Origin of the sequence: Aquabacterium sp., from assembly GCF_014378415.1 — a bacterium.
Lineage (GTDB): Bacteria > Pseudomonadota > Gammaproteobacteria > Burkholderiales > Burkholderiaceae_C > Aquabacterium.
This window is the reverse complement of the sequence record NZ_JACMNS010000087.1, coordinates 1-10780: the sequence shown is the minus strand read 5'-3', so window position 1 is coordinate 10780 and position 10780 is coordinate 1. Positions and strand designations below refer to the sequence as shown.

Here is a 10780-nt window from a genome sequence, read left to right as displayed (position 1 = left end):
GGCCGCTGGGACGAGTTCGACATCCACTTGCGGGGCGCCTTGACGCCCGGCAACGCGCACACCCTGAGCGTGGAAGAAGTGCGCGAGGCCCTGATCCAGATCTCGATCTACGCTGGCGTGCCCGCCGCCAACACCGGATTTGCGCGGGCCCTGGGCATCATGAAAGAGCTGGGCATCGAGCCCCCGCCCCGCCCTGCCACCGAAGCCTGGCACCCGGGCGTGGGCCGGTCGGTCTTCACCAGCACCCGCCCCAAATTGCACGCCACCGTGCGCGAGGCGCGCAACGGCGATGAGGCCGCCCACACCGTGGTCCTCAGCCACGCGCTGGGCCAGGACAGCAGCATGTGGGATGCCGTGGCCAACGACCTGGCGGCCACTTGCCGCGTCATCTGCCCGGACACCCGAGGCCATGGCCGCTCGCAAATCCCCAACGATCCCCTGAGCCTGGCCGAATTGGCCGCCGACGCCGCCCGCCTGATCGACGAAGTGGCCCAAGAGCCCGTGATCTGGGTCGGCCTGTCGATGGGCGGCATGATTGGTCAGGAACTGGCAATCCGCCACCCGGAAAAGGTCAAGGCACTGGTGCTGTCCAACACCACCAGCGCTTACCCGGAATCTGGGCGCGTGGCCATCGGACAGCGCATCGCCACGGTGGAGTCCCATGGGCTGGGCGCGGTCAGCACCAGCACGATGGCCCGCTTTTTCAGCGAGTCGTTCCGCCAGACACACTCCGCCACCGTGGCACGTCACCAGCGCTTGCTGGAGGCCACCGATCCGGAAGGCTACATTGCCTGCGCGATCGCCATCTGTGAAATCGACCTCACCTCGCAGCTGAACCAGATCCGTGTGCCCACGCTGATCATCGCGGGCGAACGAGATGAGAGCACGCCCCTGGAGATGGCCTCGGTGCTGGCACGGGGCATTGCCCGATCGCAATTAGTGACCCTGAGCGGTTGCGCGCACCTCAGTGCCGCCGAGAACCCCTCGGCGTTCTCCGACCTGGTGGGCGAATTCGTGGCGAGCCTTTGAGGGCGCACTGGCCTGCCACGCGGCAAACGCCATGAAAAAAGCCCCGCCGAAGTGGGGCTTTTTTCATGGCGTTTGCCGAGCGGGAGAACCCGCCAGGCAAGATCAGGCAGCGCGACGAGCGCGGCGACTGACCAAGGCCACACCAGCCAGACCCAGGCCCATCAGCACGTAAGTGCCTGGCTCAGGGATAGTCGCTGCAATGGTGCCCACGAAGGACACTTTGCCAACCGACTGGGTGGTGTTGTAGATGCCGCCGACGTTCGACAGTTCGATCATGGGCACATTGCTCGATTTGGCAAAGTTGTAGGCAGAGACGCCTGTACCCTTGATGGTGAACGTGGCTGAACTGCCTTCAGTGACACCCGTGCCAGCAAAGTTGATGCTGCCGTTGTAGATGTAACCGCCATCCTTGAAGATGGAGGGCAAACTCAGGAAAGTGGCGCCACCGGTAACACCGCCGCCTGCGACCGTACCCCAGTTACCGTTCAACCACAGGCTGTCCACCAAGGTGCCAGCAGTGGTCTTTTGCGGAAACGAAGTTACGTTTTCCGTCAGCTTGATCTCAACGCCACCAGTGATGTCCTTGATGGACAACGAGGCCACTGAATCGAGCAGCGTCTTGGTGTCGAAAGGATTGTAGGGCGTAGACGTGTCATAGAACGTCTTGAAATCGTAGGTGTAGCTGGCTTGTTGCAGCACAGCAGCATTTGCCGCAGAGGCAATCGCCATTGCCGCCAGACCTGTCGCCACTGCTATTCTTCGCAGATTTTGTATCATAAAAAGCTCCTCTCCTCGCGGAAGATGTCGGAAGCGGTGACTGGAATCATTTCGTGATATAGCCCCGACTCTGTAAATATTAGCTGTGCAACGCCCGACGACCAAGAGGGTTTTGCCGACCCCCCGTTCAAGGGGTCCAAGACTGAAAACCGTGCCCAAACCAAGGCTGGAGAGCGGCAAATTACCCGTCGATACGCCACCCCAACTGTGCACTATGCTGTGTGGCCCGTGTACCCCAGGAATCAGTGTTTTTGTGTCCGCCTCTCCCAGCCCAGCCTCTACCCTCAATCCGGCCCAGATGGCCGCCGTGCTCCACCTTGATGGCCCCTGCCTGGTTCTGGCCGGGGCCGGTTCGGGCAAAACCCGCGTCATCACCCAGAAGATCGCACGGCTGCTGCAGCCCGGTCACGGCGCCGACCTGGCGCCTTCACAGATCGCGGCCATCACTTTCACCAACAAGGCCGCGCTTGAGATGCGCGAACGCGCCAAGGCGCTGGTCGGGGGCAAGGCCGCCAGCAAACTGCTGGTCTGCACCTTCCACTCGCTGGGCGTGCGCCTGCTGCGCGAAGATGGCGAGGCCCTGGGCCTGAAACCCAAGTTCTCGATCATGGACAGCGACGACGTGCTGGGCATCATCCGCGACGCGGGCGGCACCACCGACGCGGCGCAGGCCAAGCGCTGGCAATGGACCATCAGCAGCTGGAAGAACCAGGGCCTGAACAGCGCCCAGGCCGAAGGCGCCGCCGAGAACGACGACGAACGCGTCTGCGCCCGCGTCATGCGCCTGTACGAAGAGCGCCTGATGGCCTACCAGGCGGTCGACTTTGACGATCTGATTGGCCTGTCGATGAAGCTGCTGGCCGACCACGAGCACGTGCGCGCCAAGTGGCAGCGCAACCTGCGCCACGTGCTGGTCGACGAATACCAGGACACCAACGCCACGCAGTACGACCTGCTCAAGCTGCTGGTGGGCGAGCGGGGCATCTTCACCGCCGTGGGCGACGACGACCAATCCATCTACGGCTGGCGCGGCGCCACCCTGGACAACCTCAAGCGCCTGCCGCAGGATTTTCCGCAGCTGAAAGTGATCCCGCTGGAGCAGAACTACCGCTCGACCAGCGCCATCCTGCGGGCGGCCAACCACGTCATCGCCCTGAACCCCAAGTTGTACCCAAAGACCTTGTGGAGCGACCTGGGCGAGGGCGAGCCGGTCAAGGTGGTTGAGTGCGACAACGAAGAGCACGAGGCCGAGCGCGCCGTGGGCCGAATCGTGGCGCTGCATGCGGGCGCCACGGGCTCCACCGTGGCCGCCCCCTGGAGCGATTTCGCCATTCTGTACCGCGCCAACTTCCAGGCCAAAGCCTTTGAAAAGGCGCTGCGCAAGGCCAACATCCCCTACAAGGTGTCGGGCGGACAAAGCTTTTTCGACCGGGCCGAGATCAAGGACCTGTGCGCCTGGCTGCGCCTGCTGGTCAACAACGACGACGACCCGGCGTTTTTGCGCGCCGTGACCACGCCCAAGCGCGGCATTGGCCACCAGACCCTGGGCTCGCTGGGCGAGTTCGCCGGCAAGTGGAAGGTCAGCCTGTACGAGGCGCTGTTCGCTGAATCGTTGTCAGGCTCGTTGAACGCGCGCGCCATCGACTCGTTGCACGAGTTCGGCCGCTTTGTGAACGAGCTGGACCACCGCGCCCGCACCACCTCGGGCAACGAAGATGCGAAGGTGCTGCTGATGGAGTGGCTCAAGGACATCGGCTATGAACAGCACCTGTACGACGAGGCCGAAAGCGAGAAAATCGCCGCCAGCCGCTGGGCCAACGTCATGGATTTCATCGACTGGATTGCCAAGCGCTGTGGCGGCGAGATCGAGAACGACGGTGGCATGACGGTTGAGATCGAGCGAAAAAACGTGATCGAGGTGGCCCAGACCATCTCGCTGATCACCAGCCTGGCCGACCGGGGCGGCGACCCCAATGTGGTGACCTTGTCGACTCTGCATGCGTCCAAGGGATTGGAGTGGCCGCACGTGGTGCTGGCGGGCGTGAACGAAGGCTCATTGCCGTTCAACAACGAAGCCAACGAGATCACCCCTGATCGATTGGAAGAAGAGCGGCGGCTAATGTACGTGGGCATCACGCGCGCCCGGCTGAGCCTGGCGGTCAGCACGCTCAAGCGCCGCAAGAAGGGGCGCGAGCTGATCGTGGCCATCCCCAGCCGTTTCATCGCCGAGATGAAGCTGAACGAAGGTGGGCCGGTAGAGAATCCACGCGAAAAATTGCGCCGACAGCGGGAGGAGCTGGCGGCCAAATCAGCCAGCGCCAAGCCCATGGAACCCTGAAGGCACAAAAAAAACCCGAAATCGAACGATTCCGGGTTTTGAAATCCGCCAAATGAATGGAGGAGTGGAGGAGACAAATGAAACAAGCTGGGTGTCTGACCAGGGAACCGGTAAAAAGTTCCACACCCATGAAAAAAATTGTAATCTTTACCAGAAAATGGCACAAGGGGTTTCCCGCAGAATTGTTTCTTTGTGCAAAATTTAACCCTTTTGAGACCTCTGGAAGCAAACACATGGAATGCACCATTCACTGGCAACCCTCGGCGGGCATGGCTTTTCTGGCCGAAACCGGCAGCGGTCACACCTTGATGATGGACGGCGCCCCCGATGGCGGCGGGCGCAACCTGGCGCCTCGCCCCATGGAGACCGTGCTGGCGGGCACGGGCGGCTGCACGGCTTATGACGTGGTCTTGATCCTCAAACGGGGGCGCCATGATGTGCGCGGCTGCCAGCTCAAGCTCACCAGCGAACGGGCCGACACTGACCCCAAGGTCTTCACCAAGATCCACATGCACTTCGTGGTGACGGGCGTGAACCTGACCGAGGCCGCCGTTCAACGCGCGATTCAAATGTCGCACGAGAAATACTGTTCGGCCAGCATCATGCTGGGCAAAACGGCCGAGATCACGACCAGCTTCGAGCTCGTGGCGGCCTGACTCGGCCCAAAACCAATCAGAGGTAGTGCGCCGTGGTCGTCATGACCTTGGCGGCCAGGCGCATGAGGCCCCGCACCGGGGCTGGCAACGCCACCGCGCCGGCTTTGAGCGCCGCCCGGGCATGCTCGGCCTCGTCATCCCGCATCTGGGTCACGATGGCGCGTGAGGGATGATCCCCTGCGGGCAAGGACGCAAGGTGCCCGTCCAGGTGCTGCTCGACCTGGCGTTCGGTCTCGACCACGAAACCCAAGCTGACTTTGTCGCCCGCGCGCGCCGCCAGCAAGCCCAGCGCGAAAGACCCGGCGTACCAAAGCGGGTTGAGCCGGCTAGTGCGGCCGCCCAGTTCGCGCAGGCGCTGCTCGGTCCAGGCCAGGTGGTCGGTTTCTTCACGGGCGGCGGCGTCGAACTGGGCCTTCAAGGCCTGGTCTCGGGTGCCCAGGGCCTGTGAGGCGTAAAGGGCCTGCGCGCACACCTCGCCCACGTGGTTGACCCGCATGAGGGCGGCGGCGTGGCGCTTCTCGCCCTCGGTCAAGGGTGTGCTGTCCACCACCTGTGGCTGCGGACACGGGCGCGAAGCACTGTGATCGGCAAACGCCGTGCGCAGCGCTGAATCAAGCGCGATCAGAATGTGATCAACCGGAGAGTGGTCACGGCCCACAGTGGCCGACGGAGCTGTAGATGACATCATGTTGCCCATGTTAGCGCTGCATCAATCCACGACTCTTGGCAATGGACATCAGCATGCCCAAGGCCAGGCCCAGGGTGACCATCGCCGTGCCACCATAACTGATGAAGGGCAAGGGCACACCCACGACGGGCAGGATGCCACTGACCATGCCCATGTTGACGAAGGCGTAGGTGAAAAAACTGAGCGACACGCTGCCCGCCAGCAGGCGCGAGAACAGCGTGGGCGCCTGCGCTGCGATCATCAAACCTCGGAAGATGAGGGCCAGGAACCCCGCGATCAACAGCAGGCAGCCGACCAGGCCCTGCTCCTCTGAAAACGCCGCGAAGATGAAATCGGTGGTGCGCTCAGGGATGAACTCCAGGTGGGTCTGCGTGCCCTTCATGAAACCCTTGCCAGTGAGCCCGCCCGAGCCGATGGCGATCATGCCCTGGATGATGTGAAAGCCCTTGCCCAGCGGATCGGTGGTGGGGTCGAGCAAGGTGCAGACGCGGTTTTTCTGATAATCGTGCAGGCCCACCCACTCCACGCCCGGCTGGCAGATTTTGGCCTCGGACATGACCAGCGCGGTGATCCCGGCCGCGGCCAGCAAGACCACAGGCAGGATCAACTTCCAGTTCAGCCCCGCGAAAAAAATCACGTACACGCCCGCCGACAGCACCAGCAGCGAGGTGCCCAGGTCGGGCTGCCTCATGATCAGGCCCACGGGAATGGCCAGCAGCAATCCGGCCACCGCGAAGTCCAAACCGCGCAGTTGGCCTTCACGGCGCTGGAACCACCAGGCCAGCATCAGCGGCATCGCGATCTTGAGGATCTCGCTGGGCTGGATGACCATGCCCACGTTGAGCCAGCGCGTGGCACCTTTCTTGGTGATGCCCACGTGCGGCAAGGCCGTGATGATCAACAGCAGCACACCCGCCATGTACAGCGGCACGGCCAATGCCATCAAGCGTTGCGGCGGCACTTGCGCGGCCAGGAACAACACGATGAAGGCCAGCGCCATGTTGCGCGACTGGTCGATGAAACGGGTGCCATGGTCGTAGCCCACCGAGTACATGGTGAACAAGCCAACCCCGCACAGGAACAAGACCGCGATCAGCAGCGGCAGGTCAAAGCCCAGGAAGATGGGCTTGACGCGTTGCCACAGGGAGGGCTGATCAAACGATCCGTTCATGGCGCGCTCGCGGGTGAGGAAGAGGCGGCCGCCGGGGCAGACGCCGAAGCCGGCAGGGGCACATCGCCGCCAAACGCGTCCTGGCCGTGGGGCATGGACACCTCGGCAACCTTGCGAGGTACGCCGATGGGCGGCCCACCCTTGCCTTGCCGCACGGCCTCGATGTCTTCTTCGCTGGGGTACTGGCCCAGCAGCAGGTAGTCGAGCACGCGGCGCGCGATGGGCGCGGCGGCCTCGGCGCCAAAACCGGCGTTCTCCACGATCACGGTCAAGGCGATGCGGGGTTGGTCGACCGGCGCGAAGGCTTCGTACAGAGAGTGGTCGCGTTGGTATTCATCCATGCGCGAGGCCACGTATTTTTCATTCTTCTTCAAACCCACGGCCTGGGCTGTGCCGGTCTTGCCACCGCTGGCATAGGTCGCGCCCAGGAACACGCGGGTCGAGGTGCCCTCTTGCGTCACGCCATGCATGGCTTCGCGGATGAAGGCGGTGTGCTCGGGCTTGAAGGCCAGCGGCACCAGGGCCTGGCTGGAGACCACGCGTTTTTCGCGGGTGAGCACGTCTTCGATCTCGCGCACCAGGCGCGGCTCGTAGCGCCGCCCATCGGACACCATGGTGGACAAGGCCGAGGCCATCTGCAACATGGTGAAGCTGTTGTAGCCCTGCCCGATGCCCAACGAGATGGTTTCGCCCGCGTACCAGCGGCGCTGCTCAGGCTTCTTGTAAGCGCGGCGCTTCCAATCGGTCGAAGGCAACAGGCCAGTCACCTCACCCTTGAGGTCAATGCCCGTCAACCGCCCAAACCCCAGGGGGCTCATCTGGCTGTGGATCAGGTCCACGCCCAACTCATTGGCCAAGGAATAAAAATACACGTTGCTGGATTTGACGATGGCCCGGCGCATGTCCACCATGCCGGTCTGCTCGTTCTCCGGGCTGCGGAACTTGTGGCCGCCGAACATGAAGACGCCGCTGTCATACATGCTCATGGTGGCGCTGCGCTTGCCGGTGTTCAGGGCGGCCAGCGCCATGAAAGGCTTGAAGGTGGAGCCCGGCGGGTAGGTGCCACGCAAGGCCCGGTTGAGCAAGGGTTTGTCGGGCGACTCGTTCAGCTCTTTCCAGTTCTCGCTGTCGATGCCATCGACGAACAGGTTGGGGTCGAAGGTGGGCTTGCTGACGAAAGCCAGCACCTCGCCGTTGCGCGGATCAATCGCCACCAGGGCCCCACGGCGGGTGCCATACAGGCGCTCAATCAGAGCCTGCAACTTGATGTCGATCGCCATGTGCACCGTGTTGCCCGGCGTGGGCGGCCTAGAGCGCAGTCGGCGCACGGCCCGACCGCCCGCGCTGGTTTCCACCTCTTCCACGCCGGTCAGGCCATGCAGTTCGCGCTCGTAGTTCTGCTCGATGCCCAGCTTGCCGATGTAATCGGTGCCCCGGTAGTTGGCCTGCTCTTCTTCGGGCCAATCTTCGATGGCTTCTTTTTCCTTGATGTTGATGCGGCCGATGTAGCCCAGCACGTGGCTGGCCAGCTCGCCATAGGGGTAGTGGCGGAACAAACGCGCCTGGATGTCCACCCCAGGGAAGCGAAAACGCTGAGCCGTGAAGCGCGCCACCTCGGTGTCGGTCAGGCGGGTGCGGATGGGGATGGACTCGAAGCTCTTGGACTCCTCACGCAAGCGTTTGAAGCGGCGGCGGTCACGCGGGGCCACTTCGACGATCTTGGCCAACTCGTCAATGGTGGCCTCGACGTTGTCGACCTTGGAGGGCGTGATCTCCAGCGTGTAGGCCGAGTAATTGTTGGCCAGCACCACGCCGTTGCGGTCGACGATCAGGCCCCGATTGGGCACGATGGGCACCACGGCAATTCGGTTATTCTCGGCCTGGGTGGACAGCTCGTCGTGGCGGCTGACCTGCAGCACCAGCAGGCGTGAGACCAGCAAGGCAAAGCAAAACAGCACGAATCCGACCGCGGCCCACACGCGGGCGCGAAAACGCCCCAGTTCCTGCTTGAGATTCTTGATTTCGGTCATGGACAGATCAAGGGCTGGCTCACAGCGGACGGTTCTTGTCGCGGTCGGGCGCACGGCGCTGCGGCGCCAGCAACAGGAAGGTGACCACCGGCCACAAGGCGGACTCCAGCAAAGGCGCCACCATCAGGGTCCAGCCCGGGAAGCCCGCGCCCGCGATCAAACGCACCAGCAAGGACACCATGTGCGCCGCGATGAACAAGGGCAGGATCTGCACGGCCTGCGAACCCACAGTGAACCACAACAAGCGCCGGTGCACCGCGATGGCCGAGTAGCTCAGCAGCGTGTAGGCCAAGGCGTGCTGGCCCAACAAGGCGCCCTGGTGCACGTCCATGAACACGCCAAAGGCGAAGGCCACGCCCACGCCAACCCGGCGCGGTTGATGAACGTTCCAGAACACCAGCGCCACCGCCAACAGGTCGGGCACCGCCCCGGTGCGGCCCATCGGGATCAGGTTGAAGGCGAAGGCCAGCAACAGCGTTACCCAGATGAACACCGGGTTGACTGGCATCAGCAGCGGACTGCCACGCGGCATCATGGTTTGGCTCCTGAAGCGGCAGGGTGGGCGGTGCTGGGTTGGCGAGCCGCGTGGACGGCGGATTCGGCCTTGGCGTGGTGCTGCGTGCTGGCGGCGGGGGCCGGGGCCGAGGCAGAAGCCGCGATGGTTTCAGCCTCCGACGGCCGATCAGGCAACTGGTCGGAAACCGGGTGCAGCAACAGCACGTGGCGCGAGTTGTCGGGTTGGGCCTTGGGCGTCAGCACGATGCGCGCAAAAGCCGAATCGGCGCGGCGGTCCACGCGCGCCACCTTGGCCACGGGCAAGCCCGCCGGGTAGATGCCATCCAGGCCGGAGGTTTGCAGCTCGTCGCCCATCTGCACGTCGGCATTGCCGGCCATGAAGCGCAACTCCATGCCCAACACCTGCGGCGTCCCGTAAGCCACGCCGCGCTGGCGGGTGCGGCTGTTCACCACGGGCACGGCCGCATCCTTGTCGGTGACCAGCGTCACCTCGGACGTGAGGGGGTAGACGCGTGTGACCTGGCCCAGCACGCCCAACTCGTCGATCACGGGCGAGCCCAGGATCACGCCGTGGTGGCTGCCCTGGTCGATGACCACCTTGCGGGTAAACGGATCGGGCGCGTCGTACAAGACCTCGGCGGCCTGGGACTGGACATTGACGCGGGGGCGCAGCGCCAACAACTCGCGAAGGCGGGCGTTCTCGCGTTCCAGTTGATCAACGCGCATCGCGCGCTCGGCCTGGGCCGCAGATTTTTTCTGGGCCTGATGTTGATCCAGCCGCGCGGCCTCCAGGCCCGCCGTGTAGTGCGAGGCATCGGCCCACCAGGCCTGCGGCGCCAGCAGCATGCTTTGCACTGGCTGCAGCATGGTGGCCACCACGGCGCGCAAAGGCTGGGTCACCTTCCAGCGTGCGTCGGCCACCATCAAAAAGATGGCCAGGGCCGAGAAAAACATCAGCCGCGTGAACGCCGACGGCCCTTGCTTGAAGAAGGGCGGGGGTGAGCGATCCAGTGTGACCAGGGGCATGCAGCGTTCCCGCGCAAAAAGGCAGGCACCGCGCTAGCCAGCGGTGCTCACCGTGTCACCAGCTTATTCCGATGTGAAGATGCTGCCCAGGCGGTCCATGCGCTCCAGGGCCATGCCGCAACCGCGCACCACGCAGGTCAGCGGCTCTTCGGCCACCAGCACCGGCAGGCCGGTTTCTTCAGCCAGCAGTCGGTCCAGGTCTCTCAACAGCGCGCCGCCGCCGGTCAGCATCATGCCGCGTTCGGCGATGTCGGCGCCCAGCTCGGGCGGGGTTTGTTCGAGCGCGTTCTTGACAGCGGAAACGATCTGGTTCAACGGGTCGGTCAGCGCTTCCAGAATCTCGTTGGACGAGATGGTGAAGCTGCGCGGCACGCCCTCGGCCAAGTTGCGGCCCTTGACTTCCATTTCCTTGACCTCGGAACCCGGGAAGGCGCTGCCGATGTTCTTCTTGATCGCCTCGGCCGTCGGCTCGCCGATCAACATGCCGTAGTTGCGACGGATGTAGTTGATGATGGCCTCGTCGAATTTGTCGCCACCGACGCGGACGCT

The 10780-nt window shown here is 63.8% G+C and carries 10 protein-coding genes; 3 read left to right on the top strand and 7 right to left on the bottom strand.

The window, feature by feature from the left end:
- A partial coding sequence (locus H7225_RS07885; RefSeq protein ID WP_290660554.1) for an alpha/beta fold hydrolase occupies nt 1-1029 on the top strand: 1029 nt, incomplete at its 5' end.
- Between the two features lie 102 nt (nt 1030-1131).
- Here the strand turns inward: H7225_RS07885 and H7225_RS07880 are convergent.
- Nucleotides 1132-1758, bottom strand: coding sequence for a PEP-CTERM sorting domain-containing protein (locus H7225_RS07880; RefSeq protein ID WP_290660552.1), 627 nt, complete (start codon nt 1756-1758; stop codon nt 1132-1134).
- Nucleotides 1759-2059: 301 nt separating this feature from the next.
- Between H7225_RS07880 and H7225_RS07875 the strand changes: the two genes are divergently transcribed.
- Nucleotides 2060-4144, top strand: coding sequence for a UvrD-helicase domain-containing protein (locus H7225_RS07875; RefSeq protein WP_290660550.1), 2085 nt, complete (start codon nt 2060-2062; stop codon nt 4142-4144).
- 233 nt (nt 4145-4377) lie between these two features.
- Entirely contained in the window at nt 4378-4800 is a 423-nt protein-coding gene (locus tag H7225_RS07870; RefSeq protein WP_290660548.1) for an OsmC family protein, read from the top strand.
- 16 nt (nt 4801-4816) lie between these two features.
- Here H7225_RS07870 and coq7 read toward each other — a convergent pair whose 3' ends face one another.
- The 6 genes from coq7 to H7225_RS07840 all read right to left on the bottom strand — a co-directional run.
- Nucleotides 4817-5488, bottom strand: a complete 672-nt coding sequence (coq7, locus tag H7225_RS07865; RefSeq protein ID WP_290660546.1) for a 2-polyprenyl-3-methyl-6-methoxy-1,4-benzoquinone monooxygenase — start codon at nt 5486-5488, stop codon at nt 4817-4819.
- A gap of 10 nt (nt 5489-5498) precedes the next feature.
- The gene (gene rodA, locus H7225_RS07860) at nt 5499-6659 is read right to left on the bottom strand and encodes a rod shape-determining protein RodA (RefSeq protein ID WP_290660544.1); all 1161 of its coding nucleotides are present in this window, start codon (nt 6657-6659) and stop codon (nt 5499-5501) included.
- On the bottom strand, nt 6656-8689 hold the full coding sequence (gene mrdA / locus H7225_RS07855) for a penicillin-binding protein 2 (protein ID WP_290660542.1): 2034 nt from the start codon (nt 8687-8689) through the stop codon (nt 6656-6658). The genes rodA and mrdA overlap by 4 nt, the downstream gene beginning before the upstream one ends.
- 19 nt (nt 8690-8708) lie before the next feature.
- Nucleotides 8709-9224, bottom strand: coding sequence for a rod shape-determining protein MreD (gene mreD, locus H7225_RS07850; RefSeq protein WP_290660541.1), 516 nt, complete (start codon nt 9222-9224; stop codon nt 8709-8711).
- Nucleotides 9221-10231, bottom strand: a complete 1011-nt coding sequence (gene mreC / locus H7225_RS07845; protein WP_290660539.1) for a rod shape-determining protein MreC — start codon at nt 10229-10231, stop codon at nt 9221-9223. Before mreC ends, mreD begins: the two co-directional genes overlap by 4 nt.
- A 63-nt stretch (nt 10232-10294) precedes the next feature.
- On the bottom strand, nt 10295-10780 hold a 486-nt coding region (locus H7225_RS07840), incomplete at its 5' end, for a rod shape-determining protein (RefSeq protein ID WP_290660537.1).

Excerpts from the sequence above, each read along its gene's own strand:
- H7225_RS07880 (WP_290660552.1), bottom strand. The coding sequence starts at position 1,758 with ATGGCGATTGCCTCTGCGGCAAATGCTGCTGTGCTGCAACAAGCCAGC.
- H7225_RS07870 (WP_290660548.1), top strand. The coding sequence starts at position 4,378 with ATGGAATGCACCATTCACTGGCAACCCTCGGCGGGCATGGCTTTTCTG.
- coq7 (WP_290660546.1), bottom strand. The coding sequence starts at position 5,488 with ATGATGTCATCTACAGCTCCGTCGGCCACTGTGGGCCGTGACCACTCT.
- rodA (WP_290660544.1), bottom strand. The coding sequence starts at position 6,659 with ATGAACGGATCGTTTGATCAGCCCTCCCTGTGGCAACGCGTCAAGCCC.
- mrdA (WP_290660542.1), bottom strand. The coding sequence starts at position 8,689 with ATGACCGAAATCAAGAATCTCAAGCAGGAACTGGGGCGTTTTCGCGCC.
- mreD (WP_290660541.1), bottom strand. The coding sequence starts at position 9,224 with ATGATGCCGCGTGGCAGTCCGCTGCTGATGCCAGTCAACCCGGTGTTC.
- mreC (WP_290660539.1), bottom strand. The coding sequence starts at position 10,231 with ATGCCCCTGGTCACACTGGATCGCTCACCCCCGCCCTTCTTCAAGCAA.